This is a genomic window from Paenibacillus sp. BIHB 4019 (assembly GCF_002741035.1).
Lineage (GTDB): Bacteria > Bacillota > Bacilli > Paenibacillales > Paenibacillaceae > Pristimantibacillus.
On the sequence record NZ_CP016808.1, the window covers coordinates 1,059,888 to 1,077,568 of the forward strand.

The 17,681-nt window shown below is 47.5% G+C and carries 16 protein-coding genes; 2 read left to right on the forward strand and 14 right to left on the reverse strand.

The annotated features are described in order from the left end of the window. Window positions 1–177: 177 nt before the first annotated feature. The 5 genes from BBD42_RS04540 to BBD42_RS04560 form a co-directional block, all read right to left on the reverse strand. Window positions 178–1,359: a YhgE/Pip domain-containing protein gene (locus tag BBD42_RS04540; protein ID WP_099521454.1), complete on the reverse strand. Its 1,182-nt coding sequence runs from the start codon at window positions 1,357–1,359 to the stop codon at window positions 178–180. A gap of 23 nt (window positions 1,360–1,382) precedes the next feature. Then, a complete protein-coding gene (locus tag BBD42_RS04545) occupies window positions 1,383–2,045 on the reverse strand; it encodes a TetR/AcrR family transcriptional regulator (RefSeq protein ID WP_237163368.1) in 663 nt (220 codons plus the stop codon). 232 nt (window positions 2,046–2,277) lie between these two features. Beyond that, window positions 2,278–3,198: a carbohydrate ABC transporter permease gene (locus tag BBD42_RS04550; protein WP_099517181.1), complete on the reverse strand. Its 921-nt coding sequence runs from the start codon at window positions 3,196–3,198 to the stop codon at window positions 2,278–2,280. Between the two features lie 96 nt (window positions 3,199–3,294). Beyond that, window positions 3,295–4,251 carry an ABC transporter permease gene (locus BBD42_RS04555; protein ID WP_099517182.1) on the reverse strand — a complete coding sequence of 319 codons (957 nt, stop codon included), beginning with the start codon at window positions 4,249–4,251 and terminating at the stop codon, window positions 3,295–3,297. Window positions 4,252–4,285: 34 nt separating this feature from the next. Next, entirely contained in the window at window positions 4,286–5,935 is a 1,650-nt protein-coding gene (locus tag BBD42_RS04560) for an extracellular solute-binding protein (protein WP_099517183.1), read from the reverse strand. A 279-nt stretch (window positions 5,936–6,214) separates the two neighbouring features. Here BBD42_RS04560 and BBD42_RS04565 point away from each other — a divergent pair, with 279 nt between their 5' ends. Next, complete coding sequence (locus BBD42_RS04565) at window positions 6,215–8,089, forward strand: sensor histidine kinase (RefSeq protein ID WP_099517184.1); 1,875 nt, start codon at window positions 6,215–6,217, stop codon at window positions 8,087–8,089. Beyond that, on the forward strand, window positions 8,067–8,837 hold the full coding sequence (locus tag BBD42_RS04570; RefSeq protein ID WP_172455389.1) for a response regulator transcription factor: 771 nt from the start codon (window positions 8,067–8,069) through the stop codon (window positions 8,835–8,837). Before BBD42_RS04565 ends, BBD42_RS04570 begins: the two co-directional genes overlap by 23 nt. A 4-nt stretch (window positions 8,838–8,841) precedes the next feature. On the opposite strand, the gene BBD42_RS04575 is transcribed toward BBD42_RS04570, so the two are convergent. The 9 genes from BBD42_RS04575 to BBD42_RS04615 all read right to left on the reverse strand — a co-directional run bounded on the left by BBD42_RS04575 (window position 8,842) and on the right by BBD42_RS04615 (window position 17,623). Beyond that, window positions 8,842–9,426 carry a VanZ family protein gene (locus tag BBD42_RS04575; protein ID WP_099517186.1) on the reverse strand — a complete coding sequence of 195 codons (585 nt, stop codon included), beginning with the start codon at window positions 9,424–9,426 and terminating at the stop codon, window positions 8,842–8,844. A 77-nt stretch (window positions 9,427–9,503) separates the two neighbouring features. Continuing rightward, window positions 9,504–10,658: a S1C family serine protease gene (locus BBD42_RS04580; protein ID WP_099517187.1), complete on the reverse strand. Its 1,155-nt coding sequence runs from the start codon at window positions 10,656–10,658 to the stop codon at window positions 9,504–9,506. Window positions 10,659–10,670: 12 nt separating this feature from the next. Next, window positions 10,671–11,924: a zinc ribbon domain-containing protein gene (locus BBD42_RS04585; RefSeq protein WP_099517188.1), complete on the reverse strand. Its 1,254-nt coding sequence runs from the start codon at window positions 11,922–11,924 to the stop codon at window positions 10,671–10,673. Window positions 11,925–12,258: 334 nt separating this feature from the next. Further along, window positions 12,259–13,008: a YceI family protein gene (locus tag BBD42_RS04590; protein WP_099517189.1), complete on the reverse strand. Its 750-nt coding sequence runs from the start codon at window positions 13,006–13,008 to the stop codon at window positions 12,259–12,261. Between the two features lie 144 nt (window positions 13,009–13,152). Further along, entirely contained in the window at window positions 13,153–14,016 is an 864-nt protein-coding gene (locus BBD42_RS04595; protein ID WP_172455390.1) for a M56 family metallopeptidase, read from the reverse strand. After that, window positions 14,000–14,410 carry a BlaI/MecI/CopY family transcriptional regulator gene (locus BBD42_RS04600; RefSeq protein ID WP_481855916.1) on the reverse strand — a complete coding sequence of 137 codons (411 nt, stop codon included), beginning with the start codon at window positions 14,408–14,410 and terminating at the stop codon, window positions 14,000–14,002. The genes BBD42_RS04595 and BBD42_RS04600 overlap by 17 nt, the downstream gene beginning before the upstream one ends. Window positions 14,411–14,546: 136 nt before the next feature. After that, on the reverse strand, window positions 14,547–15,422 hold the full coding sequence (gene galU, locus BBD42_RS04605) for a UTP--glucose-1-phosphate uridylyltransferase GalU (protein WP_099517191.1): 876 nt from the start codon (window positions 15,420–15,422) through the stop codon (window positions 14,547–14,549). Window positions 15,423–15,500: 78 nt separating this feature from the next. Continuing rightward, window positions 15,501–16,952, reverse strand: coding sequence for a HAMP domain-containing sensor histidine kinase (locus BBD42_RS04610; RefSeq protein WP_099517192.1), 1,452 nt, complete (start codon window positions 16,950–16,952; stop codon window positions 15,501–15,503). Continuing rightward, the gene (locus tag BBD42_RS04615; RefSeq protein ID WP_099517193.1) at window positions 16,949–17,623 is read right to left on the reverse strand and encodes a response regulator transcription factor; all 675 of its coding nucleotides are present in this window, start codon (window positions 17,621–17,623) and stop codon (window positions 16,949–16,951) included. The genes BBD42_RS04610 and BBD42_RS04615 overlap by 4 nt, the downstream gene beginning before the upstream one ends. Window positions 17,624–17,681: the final 58 nt, after the last annotated feature.

Consider the following 17,681-nt stretch of genomic DNA (forward strand, 5'->3'; position numbering starts at 1 on the left):
TTTGCTTCGAAATAGAAAAAATTAGAAGGAGCAGGTCTGTGCAAATGCACATGACCCGCTCCTTCTGTCTTTCAATTAAAGATGAGGAAATACCATACTCTCCTTTATACGTCGCAAATACGCGCCATGTGCCTTAACTAGGGAGCAGCTTAAATATAAAGTGTAATAAGAATCTTATTATTTTGATTGTAGTGTTTGTCCTTGTGTTGAAATTCGTCTTAGAGAAGAAACAAACACCAACAAAATGCTAACTAAACCAATGCCCACGAGAACCGATACAATATTCCAAGTTAATCCTTGGCCGAAGAAGAACAACTCTCGAAGCCCTCCTACCATGAATCGCATGGGCAACCACGAGTAAATCCAGTTTCGATAAAATGATGACATCATCTCAGGAGCTAATGCAAGCAAAGGGGCGCCAAAGAAAAGGATTAAGACGAAAACAGGCATTCCCTTCATCCCCAAATAAGAAAGGACAGCTAATATCATCAAGAAAAAGCTAAAACAAGTAATGGATAAAAATAAAGCTGTATCTGCAAATTGGGGAATATGGAATCCTAGCATTCCTTCAGCAAGCCAAGTTAATCCAAATCCAACGACAAGAGCAACAATAGCTCCCATTAAAATTTGCACCAACTTTGTAGTAAGGCTCTCTTTTCGATTTCTAATCATTCGTTTTTGAACAGCGATAAAGCTTATAGCCGCACTAGCCAAACTCGCCATCCATACTGGCTGGAACAAGGACACAGGAGCATTGCCATTTGCGCTCTTTGTGCCAATTTCATTAACATTTATTACTTTCTTTGTAATAGGGGAAGCTAAGCTGGAAGCCTGATCTACCGTCAAGGTTGCCCCTTGCTTTTGAAAACCTTCTAATATTTGAGTACGAGCATTGTTATTAAGATTGTCTACAACCCCATTTAACATTTGGCCGGCCATTGTAGAAGCTGCAGTATTCATGCCTTGGTTTATTAATAGTTGAATTTCAGGAGAAGAAGGTGCCGCGGTCTGCAAAGATGCTTGCTTGGCACTAAAATCTTTTGGAATGATTAATGCTGCATAATATTTTTGATTATCCAATCCGTTTTGTACTTCTTCTACACTTTTTACCTCCACCCATTTCACAGCTGGTTCTTCACCAGTAGCGGTATTTGACGATTGCTGAATGGTTTCCACTATTTTTTGACCCATATTCATTTCCGATTGATTAGGAAGTGCTATGCCTTGATCCTCGTTAACAATAGCGATAGGTAAATTTTTTGGTTGGGGTTGCACGCTAGGAAATATCGTAAGCGAAAAAATAAAAATGACTGCAAACGCAATTATGGGCGTTAACATTAACCATTTATTTTTGAAAATACTCATGTTTTTTTGCCTCCATTTTAATGGCTTTGTTGGGGTTTTCTTAAACCATCCATTATAAAACGAACAACCTCTTCCAATTCTGCTTCTTCATCCTTTATAAAGTCCTCGTTAAGCACCATAAACCGTGAAATTAAATACCCCCCCAAGAAGGTTAACAGCATCCTTAAAAGGATGGAGCTTGGAATTTCAATCAAATCGCCACGTTCCTTAAACATCTCAATGACTATAGTTAAATGCTGCAATATGTTCTCAGAATATAAAGGCTGCATTTCTTTTTTGAACTCTTCACGATATAAAATTTCTTTAACAAGGATTTGAAACAATTTTTTATTTTCATGTATAAAATGAACGCGGTTTTTAATTAATTCTCTTATAAAAATTTCGAAAGTAGTGGGGTTTTGGGACAATAGTTCATTAAACGTCTCCTCGATTGCATTGGGTAAAAATTCCTTTAGAAAGGGTAAAACAATGGAGAGTAATAAGTTTTCTTTATTCCCATAATGGCGAAAGATGGCTCCTTCAGATACCCCGGCAGTTTGGGCGATCTCACTCGTTGAGGTATTAGCAAATCCTTTTTCTGCAAAGATTTTAATAGCGGTTTCCACTAACTTTTGTTGTTTATCTGTTTGTTTCTTAGATAACTTTGAATGAGCTATCATCGTATCCAAAAGATTAGACATTCTCATTGCGCCTCCACGAATAGCTTTTTTAAAAAAGCGAGTAATTACTTACAAAACAAATAGTACCATTGCATTTTAGTGAAGTCAACAAAAAGTGAGTGGTTACTTTCTTTTTTTGAAATAAACTCAATGAACGTCCTTTCTTTCAACCTAAGCCGCTACGTTTGCATGACAAAAAGGACGGTCCTTAGAATTTAATTCTAAAGACCGCCCTTATCTGCAATAGGACAAGCTATTCCTTTACGCCCCCGAGCGTTAGCCCGGTTACGAAGTATTTTTGCAAAAACGGGTATACGATAATAATCGGCACGGTAGCTACGACTGTAATAGCAGCCCGGATCGACGCTGGCGTTACGATGTTCGCCTGAATATTTTTGCTGCTGGCGAAGGCCGACTCTGCTGTGCCTCCAACGCTCATATTGGCGGACTGCAGCTTTTTCATCAGCTCATATTGCAGCGTGCTTAAATTAATATTTGAGGAATTATATAAAAAAGTATCGAACCAGCTATTCCATTGCCCCACCGCGACGAACAGCGCAATCGTAGCAATGACGGGCAAGCTGAGCGGCAATATGATTCGCATAAAGATCGAGAAATGCGTCGCCCCATCTATTTGCGCAGACTCTGCCAGACTCTCAGGCAGGCCTTCCATAAAGGAGCGCATGACAATAAGGTTGAACGCGCCAATAAGTCCCGGGATGACATACACCCAAAACGTCCCGTACAGATGGAGGTTTTTAATGAGCATATAGGTTGGAATCAGGCCGCCGCTGAAGTACATCGTAAAGATGAAGATGAAAGAAATCGGCCCCCGCAGCACATAATCCTTGCGGCTTAAGGTATAGGCCAGCATCGCTGTGCAGAACACGCTGCTTATTGTACCGAGCAGCGTCCGGGCAACGGAAATAAAGAAAGCATGATAGATGAGCCCATCCTGAAACAGCGTGCTGTAATTAAGCGTCGTGAACTCGCGCGGCCACAGAAAGGTGCTGTCCCGAACCGTATCCTGCGCCTGATTAAAGGAAACAGCGAGCGTGTTCAAAACCGGATAAAGCGTAAGCACGAGCAGTGCTAGCAGAAATACGGTATTGCATAGGTCAAAAAGCAAGTCAGCTGCCGACCTCTTCGATCTGCTGAGTGTCGTCGTTGTCATCGTCTCCTCCTGTTCCCTTTCCCTATCGCCTAGCATGCGTGTAAAACAGGCTTTTTCCCTCCTAGAACGGGCGGCAAAAAACTCATTTTTCTCCGATTAAAACAGCCTCTCCTGCCCCATCCGCTTCGCCATTCGATTCGCGGCCAGCAGCAGCACGACGCTGATAACCGTTTTGAAAATGCCGGCGGCGGTTGCAAACGAGAACCGCGACAAATTAATGCCGTATTTTAGTACGAATATATCAATCGTCTCGGAATAATCCACCACCATTGGCGTTTGCAGCAAATATTGCTGTTCAAAGCCCGCATCCAAAATATGCCCAATGTTCATAATAAGCAGAATAACGATGATGCTGCGGATGCCGGGCAGCGTAATATGCCTTATTTTTCGAAACCGTCCAGCCCCATCGATGCTTGCCGCCTCATAAAGCGAAGGATCAATCGTCGTCATTGCCGCCAAATAAATAATGGCACTCCAGCCGATCTCCTTCCACACATTTGATGCGCCAATAATCCACCAAAAATAATGCTGCTCGGAAAGCCACATAATCGGCTCCTTAATAATATGCAGGCTGACCAGCACCTTGTTGACGGCCCCATCAATGGAAAGCACGTTCATAATCAAGTTCGCGGCCACAACCCACGATAAAAAATGCGGCAGATAGCTGACCGTCTGGACGATGCGCTTGAATATGATTTTGCGCACCTCATTGAGCATTAGCGCCAGACCGATCGAGCTGACGAAGCCGAACACAAGATTAATCAAGCTCATCGCGAGCGTATTGCGTATGACGCGGGTAAAGTTCTCATCTTGAAACAATTCGCGAAAGTTGGCCAGCCCCACCCATTCGTTATCCAGCATCGCCGAGCCAAGCTTATAATTTTGAAAAGCCATCATCCACCCATACAGCGGCAAGTATGCAAAAATAATGACGTACACCACAAAAGGAATCGACATGGCCATTAGCGCCTTCTGGCTGCGCAGCTTGCTCCACTTGCTCCGGCTTTTTTTGATTCCGGCATGCTTTTTCACACGCTCAACCGTTACTGACATCGCATGCTCTCTCTCCCTCCTCGCCGCGAGTTCCTTACCAATTCTCTTGGCGGTCCTTCACCTTCGCCGTCAGCTCATCGAGCCAGCCTTCAACGTCCAGCTTCTCTACGGAAGCGACATATTCATTCCAATATTTTTCAAAGTCATCGGCGTTTTTGGCAACGACCATTTGCGGTGGAAATTTTTTATTAATATCGTTAAGCTTCTGGTTGAACACTTTGTTTTTCTCCGTCAGCTCGATGCTCCAGAGCGGGAAATATTTGCGGTTCAGATTCGGGCCGTCGAACAGCTCCTCGTAAGTCGTTGCGCCATAAGCCTTCAGCAGCTCCTTATCCATTTCATCATATCCGGCGGCAATCTCTTCCGGCTGCTGATACTGCTGGTAGCTGTTGCCGTCAACCATCGTGCCCGAAGAGCCTGGCCAGTACCAGAGGATGTTGCCGGTTGTTTTCAAGCCATTTTTCGGATCGGCGAAAAAGTCCCGCTGCTCCTGATTGCGATAAAACCGCCCGGTGTCGCTGACCGTATAGTCTTCCCCCGCCACGCCCCAGTTGCGCAGCAATTGCCCTTCTTCGCTTGCCATATAATCGGCATATTTGATGGCCGCTACAGGGTCTTTCGCATTGATTGTAATCGAGAAGCCCATATTGTAATTCATCGAAGGCACATCCAAATAATCCGGCTGAATGCCCTCATCAAAGGTAAGCTGGAGCGGCACAAACATCCGGTTCGCCTTGCCCTGCTGCTTCAGGGAGTCAAGCGCCGTCTGGAACTGCCACTTCTGGTCAAACATCCCCAGCACCCGGCCGCTGGACAGCTTAGCCAAATACTGCTCATAGTTCATCACAAAGGCTTCCTTGTCGATCATGCCTTCCCGGTACATTTCATGCAGCTTGGCATAATACCGCTTCGTAATGTTTTCGTCCGTCTGATAGAAGGCCAGCTTGTTCGCCACCGGGTCAACAATAGCCCGGGAATCGTTAGGGCCGCCGGCCAAAAATTGCATTGCAGTCGTCAACGTAAAATTGCGGTTGTCATAGGTCAAAATTTCAAAAGGAATCGTATCCGCGCCATCGATTTGCGGGTATTTTTTATAATAGGCGCGCAAAACATCGACGTATTGGTCAAACGTCGCAATTTTCGGATAGCCTGCGTCCTTGAGCACTTCCTTCTGTATCCAGAAGGCTGCGCTAATGCCCTTAATCGGCGTCCCCGTAGGCGCAACCTGCGGCAGCGCATAAATATGTCCATCTGCTGCTTTCAGCCGTTCCCAATAGGGCCCATAAATGCGTTTAATGTTCGGAGCATGCTGCTCAATTAATTCCTCTAGCGGAATAAGCGCATTCGCATCTTCGAATTTAACCGTCTGATCCGTGTTGATGAGGTCAGGGTAATCGCCTCCGGCGATCATTACGCCTACCTTCTGCTCCTTCTCGCCGACGAGCCGTTCATATTTGATCTTTACTCCTGTTTTCTGTTCAATCATATCGCCAATCTTTGTATGTTCGGGAACATTGTCGCCGGGATCAAAGATGAAATAGCTGAAGGTCGTCAGCTCCTCGCCATTTTCATTTTTGCTGGTGCCAGCAGCCGTATCCGTACTCTCTGTGCTGCATCCTCCTACTATCATCGACAAGGCCAAAGATGTCCCCGCAATCCATGTAAGCGCTATTTTTTTATTCAAGATCGTTGCCACCCTCCCTTTAATATAAAATAACTTTAGCAAACAGTGGGCGGCCCAGGTACCCGAAAAACCTTAACATCATCCCCCGCAAATCTAATGAGATTGACGGCTATTGGTTCAGCCAAGAGTTATAAAATTACCAAATTTTCTTAATTCAGGGTAGCTTTTTCAACAAATAAGTGTTAATTTTACTAATGAAAACGCTTAATTAGCTTTCGAATAACACTATTCTACTAACGAAATGATTTTGTTAGCTTTTAGCCAAAGGAGCAGCACGCGATGAAAATGATGCATAACCTCCGTCCCTTCCGCTGGAACGACTTGCGGCTGCGAAATAAGCTGATGATTTTATATTTTACTGCTGTTTTCATTCCGGTCATGCTGACGAATACATTTTTCTATACGATCACCGCAGGCAATGTCAGAACGGAGAAGGTCCAGGACCTTCGGCAGTCGCTTGAAAGAAACAAAGATAACTTTCGCAAAATGCTGGAGGGCGTCATTAGCTTCTCCTCGGTTATCTATAATGATGGCGTCCTCTATAGCGCATTGGATCGCACTTATACGAGCGAAAGCGAAGTTATTTCCGCCTATGGCGAGGTGCTGAACAACTCGATTAACCGCTTCGTGCCGCTGAATAAGCAGTTTTATAATGCGTATTTGTTTACCGACAACGACAGCCTGATCCACTCGGGCCTCCTGCAGTACATTGACTTGCAGACGAAGCAGGAAGGCTGGTATCAAGCGACTACCGACCCGGCGCGCAGCCGAAAATGGCTGCTTTATACGAACACGCCGGCCGCGAATTGCAATCCATCTGGTGCTACAGCGGCTTCGTTAGCAGCAAGCGGGAAGACAGACGCGGGCGCAGGGTCGGCCGAATGCGGCGCTCCTTATTTGAGCGTGATTCGCGAGCTTGATTTTTACAAAGCCTATTCCAGCTACCATAAAATTCTCAGAGTAGATATTTTGCCGCATTATTTAGAAAACACATTGTTCGATCATTCGTTTCCCGGCGAAATTTATTTGCTGAATCCGCAGGGCGATGTCATTTATTCGTCGGAGGCAGAGCCGCCAGCTTTCATTCATGAAGAAGCTCAACGGGGCAAAACCATTATCGCCAGCGCGTTTGAAGGCATTGATTATCTGAAAGGCTGGGCGATGGTAGGCATCTACCCTAATGAGGTTGTCAATCAAAGCCTGCTTGATTCGCGCAAATTTATTATTTATTTGACGTGCGTGAATCTTCTTTTTCCGAGCATTATTATTTTGCTCATAGCCAGGTCGCTCAATATTAGGCTGGGCGTGCTGCTGGGCGGCATTAAACGGGTGAAAAACCAGCGCTTTGAAGTGCTGCAGGCTAAACCGGCATCTGATGAAATCGGGCAGCTGACCGAGGAATTTAACCGAATGACGCAGCAGATCAACGGCCTCATCCAAGATGTGTACGTGGCGGAGCTGGACCGGCGACAGGCGCAGTTTAATGCTCTGCTAAGCCAAATTAATCCGCATTATTTGTTTAATACGCTTGATGCCATTCGAATGAATTGTGTCATTAAGGGCGAAGAGGAAACGGCATCCGTCATTAAGCTGCTCGGCCGCGGTTTCCGCCGATCGCTCATCTGGGGCGAGGATATGATTCCGCTTCAAGAGGAGATGGCATTCGTCACCGACTATTTGGACATTCAGCATTTCCGCTTTGGCCACCGCCTCTCCTATCAGCTCGATATTGATGATGAGGTGCTGGAGCTGCCCCTGCCGAAAATGAGCATCCTTCCGCTTGTCGAAAATGCCTGCATTCATGGCATTGAATATTCCGAGCAGCCCGGCAGCATTACCGTATCGGCTAAGCTTCACAGCAATCACGTAATCATTCGCGTGTCGGATAATGGCATTGGCATGGAAGAGGAAAAGCTCAAACATTGGCTTGCCTGTCTGGAGCAATCCGGCGTGCAGCATCAGCAGGGCAAGCATGTGGGGCTGAAAAATGTATATGACCGGCTCAAGTGGCATTTTGGGAGCGAATTCAGCTTCAGCCTTGATTCCCGTTACGGGGAAGGCACAACGATTGAACTGCAAATGCCCGCTGCCTTCGCTAAGGATGAATCTGCAAGTGAAAGGAGAATCATCGATGTTGAAAACGTTGATCGTTGAAGATGAGCCGCGGATGCGTGAAGGGCTGAAAAGAATTATTTTTTGGGAAAAGTACGGCTTTAATGTATGCGGGGATGCGGAAAATGGACGGCAGGCGCTCGAATTAATCGAACGCGAGCAGCCCGCGCTAGTCATAACCGACATTCGCCTTCCCGGCATTACAGGACTGGAGCTTATGAAGGACGTAACAGGGCGCATGGATACCTGCTTTATTGTCATATCCGGCTATGACGAATTTGAATATGTGAAGACGGCGCTTATTTGTGGCGCTGTTGATTATATTTTGAAGCCGGTGGAGGAGGAGCAGCTGATTGGCGCTCTGCTGCGGGTGAAAAAACGGCTGCTCAAGGCTTTGCCCAGCACATCCTCCAGCGCAGGCGGCGCTTCGGAACCGGAGATAGGAATTGAGATGGGGATGGGAATGTCTTCGGATGATCCTATCGCTTTTGTCAAAGAGTATGTAGCCTCGCATTATCAGGAGCAGGTGACGATGAAGGAAATTGCCGGCAAAACGTATCTCCATCCCTTCTATCTCGGGCAATTGTTCCGCAAGTCAACCGGTATTTATTTCAACGATTACGTCCATCAAATTCGCGTGGATAAGGCGCAGCTGCTGCTCGCCACAACAAGCAGCAAAATAGCCGACATCGCTGCTGGCGTCGGCTATCCAGATCCGGATTATTTTGTGCAGCAGTTCAAGAAGATTACCGGCTGCACCCCTTCCCATTTTCGAAAAAACCAGCTTTAGCTTGTCATTTCCGTAATGATAATTTAGATACCTGAAAAATATGCTCTAAAAAGCTATTTTTATTTGAAATTTTATTCAGAACCTTATATGAGATTACACTAAATATAAGATGAATAGCGTAACCTAATAAAACACCTAAGAAGTTCGCAATAGCATCATCAATATCTATCGTCCTATAGTTAAAATTTGTTGCTAATGAAATCAATGTTTGTGCTGCTTCAAAAAACAATCCCAAAAAAACAGCGTGAATCAAAATATTTCCTTTGCGAGTCAAATATCGAATAAAAAATCCATAGGGGACTAAAAGTATAATATTCAGCAGCATATTTTTATCAAACGCTCTAAAAGGAATATAGTTCAGATTATAAAAAAATTGAACAGTCTCTCCTTTCATCGCCGCAATAGCCCTCGGATCAATAGGTATAGGCAGAAGCGTCAATTTAAAAACATTAATCATGTAAACATAGAAAATTAAAAACAAAGTCATATAAGTAAGCGAGGATTTTTTATTGAATTTTAAATATAAAAGCGAAATAATCAAAATCAATATTGCGATTACTTTAAGATATATATTATTTTCATTAATCATTATTCCCCTCCAAATTATATAGCAGACAAAAAGCCAGCATCCCACATTCGGTATGCTGGCTTTCTCTGCAATTAGCGTTAATGCTGTTCTTTCTCATGTGCGGCCTGCTCAATGACCTTGCCTCTGCCGGTTATCAGCTTGAGCTGATCGTTCTCATAGCCGACATCGTAAATCACCTGATATTTGCTCAGCTTGTTTTTGCCGCTTACTCGTTCATCTACTGAAATAATCGCCGTCACAGTCGCTTGCTGGTCGTTGTTGACCGTGACATGCATATCGTCGATGACGACATTGCGCGTTGGCATATAGCCTTCCCGAAATGCGTCATAGCTTGTACCCTCTTTCCAACTGCCGCCCAGCAAGGAATAGGCATACACATAATCGGCATTGTTCAAGCTGTCGTAAAAATGTGTAACCAAGTAGCTGGCATATTCACTCATCGTCGCTTCCTGCTTTGCCATGCCCGTGCTATTCGTGCCCTCCTGCTCAGGCAGCACCTCCATTGGCTTCGTCGACCAGGCTTCCACCGTTGCCAGCACATTGACGATTGGAATGCTGAACCCGATCGAACCTTGCTCAATGCCTGCTGAATTAATGCCGAGCACTTCGCCTGTCTCTCTTCTGACCAGAGGGCCACCGCTGTTCCCTGGCGCAATGGGCGCAGAAATTTGATACAAATCCTTATACGAGTACGGTTCAATCGTAAAATTACGGCCCAAGCCGCTAATGATGCCGGTCGTTACTGTATTTTGAAAACCAAGCGGACTGCCGATCGCCATCACTTCATCGCCAATTTCCGCTTTTTTATTGCGAACCATCTTAAGCGGCTTCTCGCCAACCAGTCCTGGGACGCGGACAACCGCGACATCCGTCTCCGTGCTGATGCCAATTACTTCGCCATCAAGCTCCCGTGCATCAGACGTGTGGATTTTCACCTTATGAACGCCGGATACGACATGCGCGTTGGTGATCAAATCACCTTGATTATTGTACAAAAAGCCTGATCCCTGCTTGCCATTGCCGCTTTCAATCATGACGACCAGCTTCTGTGTTTCATAAATGACGTCTTTAAGCGGCTTGCCTGTTTTCTCCGAGCGCGTATCTGACACGGCAAGCAGCGGCTTGCCACTGAGCTGCTTTGGAATTTCGGAACGAATAAATACGACCGCTCCAGCTCCAAAAAGCAGAAAAGCAACGGACATGATCAGGCTAAGCCAAGTTCCTTTTCTCATGAATATCTTCTCCTAGTCCAAATACCATGTGACATGATCGATGACGACAGTAGCATCGGTCTCTTCAATGCCTTCCACAGTTGCGTCGAAAGTAAAGGATTCGTTAGGCTCTATATAGTTAGGCATGGCAATAGACTTACCCTTCTTTAAAATCTGTTTATCCTTGCCGCGCACCGAATATTGGATTTCTACGGAATAAATCGGCCTTGTGGCAGCATTTTTGAGCAAGGCATGGATTTTGAAGATGCCCGTTTCATCAAAGCTCGTATCCACCTTCACCACTTCAACGGCCGCCGTTTGGTTAAGCAAATCCTCTTCCGCCGCTTTCTGCATCGCACGCTCAATTCTTTCCTGCTCCGCCTGCTCAAATGCCTGCTTCTCCGCATGAATGCTTTCGAGCAGCTTCGTCAAGTTCGTATCCTCCGGGGCATAGGCCATTCCCTTCTGTACCATGGCGATCGCCTCGGAGAAGCTTTTCTTCTGCAGCAGCTCCTTCGTTTGCTGCTGGCATACAATCGCGATTTTGTCCACAATTTGCTTGCGCACAGCTACCGCTTCTTCGCCGCCTAAACCATTAACGGTATTAAGCTTCACCGCCAAAGCATCTAGCGAATTTATTTGGTCCAGCTCATTTTGCACCTGTACAACGACCATTCTAACATTTAAATCGGCAAACGCCTCGCGCAGCGGAGAAAAAATCTGCTCCTCCCGGCCTGCAAGCAGCGTATTCAGCTGCTTCACTAGCGCTCCAGCCTCCGTCAAAGATCCATTGTCCAGTTCGCTGGCAAGGAGGTTAATTTTATTTTCGATCGCAACCGCCTCGTTGACAATATCCATATCCTCCTGAAGAGCACCATAGGCAGGACGCATCTTCGCTGCCTTCTCAAGCTGGACCATCGCTTCGCGATATTTGCCTCCCCAAGCTTTCTGCTTCGCTTGCTCATGCCATTCGGCGACATGATCATTCAAATCGCTTTCATATATGTAATAAGAAAATACCCCGGCAGACGTCGAAATGAACACAACAACAGGCACGAGCGCAATAATAAACTTACGCCCAGCCCCGGCACGGGTTCTTCTGTTTCGTACTGGCGCTTGCTCTGGCACTAATGAGGCGCTTGCCTCCCGAATGAATAATTCATGCTCTTGAATGACAATGGCCTGCGTCTGCTCATTTGCCTGCGCGTCCTGAAGCAGCGGTTTCCCGCATTTGCTGCAGTAAACGGCACTAGGCTCGTATTTATTTCCGCAATGTTGGCAATGCACCTGTGCTCATCTCCTGACGCAATCAAACTTTAATCGTCCTTCCCTCTATTCTATATGAAATAGTAAATGATCTCCATTTTTAAATGATGGGAAATTTAAAAAATTTAATAAGCTTAATAAACTTATAGTTGAATTAGGCGAGCATGCCTGCTCGCTTCACCCGCATCAGCTTTAGCCTATCCTATCATAACATTCCTAATGAATTAGCCAAAATAAGATAATTACCTTAATACTATATGTTTACGTTTCTATCTCCAAAAAAAAAAGCAAGAGCAAGGCCTAAGCCCTGCTCTTGCTTAAAGAAGATACCGCTTGGCGGCTCGCCAAGCGCGTGTTAGGCGTTTTGCGATAGAGTAAGGCGCAGCTGCACGGTAACGTTATTTTCGGTATCCATCACGACGTTATGCGGATTCTGCATGCCAAAGTCCTCAAACGTGACGACCGTCTCGCTCTCCACATTCAGCTTGCCGCCGCTGTATGCCGCTTGTCCAGTAAAAGCAACTTCCTTCGTAATCCCTTTAATCGTCAAGTCGCCAGTCATGATGAGCGGGAACGTTTCGCCGTCCTTCACTTCCGTTGGCAGCGCCTCAAATGATGTCGCCTTGAACGTGGGGTTCGCAAAGTTGGTCACATCGAGAAAATCCGCTCCCTTCACATGCCCATCACGCTGGCTGTTGCCCGAATCTAGTACGTTCATATCGAGGCTTGCCTCCGCCGCATTAGCTGCCGCATCCGCCGTATCTACATTCCAAGCGCCTGTTACGCCATTTACTTCGAAGTTAACCGTCTCACGGGAAGTCGTAACCGAGAAATACACATTGGAAGTGGAATCAATGGTCCATGCTCCGTTTACATCCGCTACAGCGCCAGCAGAAGCCGTCTCCGTACCACTTGCACCATTAGTAGAGCCAGAACCTGTGCTAGCCGTACCTGCTGCACTGTTAGTAGCGGCAGCGTCCGTGCCAATAACACTTTTGATTTCCTTGTTGTTGCCCGTAAACGAATCATACATGGCATATGCACCTGCTCCACCTAGCAAAACAACCGCAACGACAGCACCAATAACCACATTTTTCTTCTTCATTGTAAAATCCTCCTTTGTTTTTAAAACTACAATATGTAGTGTTATAAGTTATATAAAGGCGAAGCGCGCCTTCCCTGAAGGGAGCTATGCGCTTCGCATAAAGCTTGCATTTTGAAAGGTTAGTATAGCGTCAAGCTTGAACTTCTACAGCATAATAGGAAGATACATGACGGAAATCGATCCGAAGGTCAGTATGGATAATACCAAGGCCACCACTGGAAAACGCATGCTTAGCTCTTGCGACTCGGGATTCAACAGCCTCATTAACCGATAATTAATCGAATGGTCGGCGAAAGAAGCATGGACGAAGGTCCGGCTGCTGCGTTCCCCACGGCTGAATTTCACAAGCTTGAGCAGCGCGCTGCCAAGACTATGCTCGCTCACCTGCCGCTGCAAAGCGAAATGGTCGGCTAACAGCTCGCGGGTCGTTTTGTACTGCTCGACTCCAAAGCGAAGAATCGGCATATACCACAGCACCGTTGCGCCTACCTGCAAAATCAAAATCATCAGCGGATCGCGATTTCGGTAATGAAAGTGCTCATGCTCGATGACCGCCTCAAGCTCCTCCTTATCAAGCAGAGCGAGAAGCCCAGTAGATAAAATGATTTTGGGACGAAGAAAACCAAGCGTCAGCGCAATCGGTTCTGGATGCGAAACGACCATGATCGCTTTGCTGCCTGCAAAATACCGCGCATTCAGTTCATCCGATAAACCTCCATGCTGTAAAATGCTCATTTTACGGTTTGCAGCCCGTACGCCGAGACAATGCTTCACCGTAACGTACATCAGATGCACGAACGTCCCAAAGACGGCAAGCTTCATCATGTAGCTAAGGAGCAGCAGGCTGTACCTCTTAATGAGGCTCTCGCAAATTTCAAATACATTAAACGCCGCCTTCTCCCAGCCGAACAGCGTATGCGTCGCATACATGCCCATTTGCAGCAGCGTGAACCCAATCAGCATTAGGCACAAGCCAAACACCCATTTCGACCTAAGACTCCAGCTCATGGCGTCTGCCCTCTTTAAGCGATTTGATTTTTTGCTCCAGCTTATCCAGCAGTTCCTCATCAACCTCTTCCATCGCATCGAACATATAGTTGACGACGAGTGGGCCAAGATCTTCAAGAAGCTCCCGGGACTGAATGCTCAGAAACTGCTCTTGCGTATGCACAGGCGCATATTTCGAAGGCTTGCCTGATGATTTCACGAGCAGCCCCTTGTCTACAAGCCGATTCATGACGGTCATGACGGTGTTGAAATTTAATGGCTTGTCCTGTTCGAGCTTATGCTGTACATCCTTGATGTAGCTATCAGGCTGCGACCACAAGATGGTCATAATCTTTGCCTCCAGCGGGCCAAAAAACCTCTCCAGCCCTTTTGTCTGAATGTCACTTGTTCCCAAGACTGCCTCACACCTTGCTATAACTACTTAATGTAGTGTTATTATAAAACCGGTTTATGAAAATAACCTTAAAAAAAGATGAGCAGGAAATTAATTTACTGAATTGACACAAAAATACATCAACGCCTCATGCCTACTAGCTATGCGTATAGGCAGCCAGACGCTCCAGCACATAGCGGCGGACGTCTTCCCGCAAATCTTCGCGCTCCAGAGCAAAATCAATCGTCGCCTGGACAAAGCCCAGCTTATCTCCCACATCATGGCGCTTGCCTGTAAAGCGATGTCCAATAATCGGCGACAGCTCGTTCAACCGTTGCAGGCTGTCCGTTAATTGAATCTCCCCGCCTTTGCCTGGCTCGGCCTTAGACAAAAGGTCAAAAATAGCCGGCTCCAGCACATAGCGCCCTACAACGGCCCAATTCGACGGCGCCTGACCAGGCAGCGGCTTCTCGATCAGTTCACGGATATGCCCCGCTTCGTCCCGAATATCGGCAATGCCATACTTGTGCGTCTGATTCCATGGCACTTCCATCAGAGCCACGACGGAGGAAGAATACTGCTCGTAACGATCGATCATTTGCTTCAGGCATGGCGGCTCAGATGTCAAAATGTCGTCTCCGAGCAGCACTGCAAATGGCTCGTCGCCAATAAAACGCTGCGCGCACAGCACCGCGTGTCCGAGACCAAGCGGCTCCTTCTGGCGAACATAATAAATGTCGGCCAGCTGCGAAATTTCTTTCACAACTTTGAGCATTTCCTCGTTGCCGCGCTCCTCCAGTTCTCCTTCAAGCTCAACCGACTTGTCAAAGTGGTCCTCAATCGCCCGTTTATGGCGGCCGCTCACAATGACGATGCTGTCGATGCCCGACTGCACCGCTTCTTCTACAATATATTGAATCGCTGGTTTATCTATGATCGGCAGCATTTCTTTAGGCTGCGCCTTCGTTGCTGGCAAAAACCTTGTCCCAAGTCCGCCTGCCGGGATAATCGCTTTGCGTACCTTTTGTCCCATACGTCGCCGCCTCCATCTTTCGCTAATTATTCGTGTAGAGCTCTCCTCATCATACCTTGTCTTGGCTCCTGTTTCCAGCTAGCCTACGTCATTCTCACCGCTGGCGGCCGGAGCCGTTTGCAGCAGTGCCGAATGAAGCGGCAGCATGACCCGAATCGTTGTGCCGGATGGTGTCCCTTTCCCCACACTGGCTAAGACGCTGGATTCGATTTCAATTAAACCTTCGTGAATATCGACGATTTTCTTCACAATCGACAGCCCCAGTCCGCTGCCGCCTTTCATCCGGTCCCGCGCCGTATCCGCTTTATAGAAGCGTTCGAATACCCGCTCCTGATCAGCCGGGGAAATGCCGCTGCCGTTATCGGCAATACGCACGATTGCGCAGCCGTTTTCCTCGGACAGCGTAATGCGGATGTGCCCATTATCCGGCGTAAACTTCATGCTGTTCGCCAGCAGATTGTTCCAAACCTGGCTCAGCTGATCTTCATCCGCGACGATGACCGTCTCCTCCATCAGCAGCTCAACCGTGAGCCGCTTCGCCATCCACTGCGGCTCGCATGAAAGCACAACGTCGCGCAGCTGGCGGTCCAGCCTGATCGCACGCGGCTCAAAGGGATGCTGCTTCGAGTCCAGCGAAGCCAGCTTAAGCAAATTCTCGCTCAGCCGGGACAAGCGGCTGCTCTCCTGCTTAATAATGCCGACGTAGCGATCGCGTTCCTCATCGGTCAGCTGCTCGCTGCGCAGCACCTCGGCGAACCCGCCGATTGAAGTCAGCGGCGATTGAATTTCGTGGGAGACGTTGGATACAAAATCCTGCCGCATCGTCTCCAGCTGCGACAAGCCTACTGTCATGCGATTGATGCTGTCGGCCAAATTGCCAAGCTCATCCCGGCGCTGTACAGGCAGCTGTACAGTGAAATCTCCGGTGGCGATGCGCTTCGTCGCTTCGGTCATCATTTTCAGCGGCTTGACCAAGTAGCGGGCCGCAATCGGAATTAGAATACAGCCGACGACCAGCAGCGTGATCAATATGGTGTAGGTGTTGCGCTGAAAGCTGCGAATTTCCGGCACGCGATCGGGCCGAACGAAGAACGCCCAATCACTCTCGCCAAGCACAGCTTTGCGCCCCAAAGCCGGAGGCGACGACGGCCGGCTGGTTTCGCCCTCCTCCTCGCTGGTCAGCATTTGCAATTGTCCAGAGAAAACATTTTCAATAATTGCCGGGGTTAGAAGCTGCGTGATTTCTGCGCTGGTCTTGCCGGCCTCAATGATTTCGCCACCACGGCCAACGGCTACAATCGCTAAATTTTGCATATCGGCAACCTGCTTGATGAATATGCTCAAGGATTTCGGCGAGGAAGCCGCATACAGCTGCTCAATCCGCACAATCGAGCGATCCAGCTGGGCCGGAAATTGTCCGCTTAAATCCCTAGTGAAAATTTGATCCGCCATCCAATAAGCGATGCCCATGCTGATGACCACTATGACCAGAAACGTCCAGGTCACGCGAACATACAGGCTGCGAATCATTCAAGCTCCTCCATTCGATAGCCGAGTCCGCGAATCGTGACGATCCGAATGCCCGCCTCTTCCTCGGTAAAACGCTCGCGCAGCCGTTTGATATGCACATCCACCGTCCGCTCATCCCCTTCATAGTTCATGCCCCATATTTGCTCAATCAACTGTTCTCTTGAAAATGTTTTGTCCGGGTAGCTTGCCAGCTTGAACAACAGCTCAAACTCTTTAGGCGGCAGCATGATCCGCTTGCCTGCCATCGTGACATGAAATTCACTCAAATTGAGAATCAGCTGCCCCAGCTCCACGGTCTGCGAAGCCGCAATGCGGTAGCGCTTAAGCAAAGCCTTAATGCGTACAGCCAGCTCCAGCGGCTCAAATGGCTTAACCATATAATCATCGGCTCCGAGGCCGAAGCCTTTTACTTTATTCGCCGTTTCGCCTTTAGCGGTCAGCAGCAGCAGCGGCATATCATACGAGGCGCGCAGCGTTTCGCATAAGGCCCAGCCGTCCATGCGCGGCATCATGACATCAATAACAGCCAAATCCGGCAGCACCGTCTCCAACCGCTCCAGCGCATCTTGTCCATCCTGTGCTTCTATAATTTGAAAACCTTCACGGCGCAGCAAAATGCTGACTAGCTCACGAATGTTTGGATCGTCATCTACGACTAAAATTTTCGGCATGCGGATCACCCCTGTTGTTCGACTTTCCCTTACCATAATACATATAGATGAATTTAAG